At 73.8% G+C, this 374-nt stretch carries 1 protein-coding gene and 1 pseudogene; both read right to left on the bottom strand.

Annotation, left to right across the window (positions count from 1 at the left end; all coding sequences use genetic code 11):
• Nucleotides 1-251, bottom strand: a 251-nt coding sequence (locus D9V41_RS16780; protein WP_121795631.1) for an aminotransferase class V-fold PLP-dependent enzyme, incomplete at its 3' end; no start/stop codon positions are given.
• Nucleotides 248-374 (bottom strand): annotated as a pseudogene (locus tag D9V41_RS16785) (carboxylating nicotinate-nucleotide diphosphorylase); the annotation flags it as partial. The pseudogene D9V41_RS16785 and the gene D9V41_RS16780, both read right to left, overlap by 4 nt.

A 374-nucleotide genomic window follows, 5' to 3' on the forward strand; every position in this document is an offset into this window, starting at 1 on the left:
GCCGCGAGCGCGACGCCTTTGATGGCCGCGTTGTCGGCCTCGGTGCCGCCCGACGTGAACACGATCTCCGAGGGCCGGGCCCCGAGGCGGGCGGCCACCCTCGCCCGGGCATCCTCCAGCGCGCGGGCGGCGAGCTTGCCCGGCTCGTGCTGGCTGGCCGGATTGGCGAACTGCTGCGTGAGGTACGGCCACATCGCCTCGAGAACCTCGCGGCGGACCGGAGCTGTGGCCGCCTCGTCGAGGTAGCTCACTGCCGCACCCGGACGTCGAGCCCGAGATCGAGGGCGCGGACGCCGTGGGTCAGCGCGCCGACGCTGATGACGTCGACGCCGGTCTTCGCGATGTCGCCGATGGTGTCGAGCGTGACGCCGCCG

Origin of the sequence: Aeromicrobium phragmitis (assembly GCF_003674095.1) — a bacterium.
Taxonomy (GTDB): Bacteria; Actinomycetota; Actinomycetes; order Propionibacteriales; family Nocardioidaceae; genus Aeromicrobium; species Aeromicrobium phragmitis.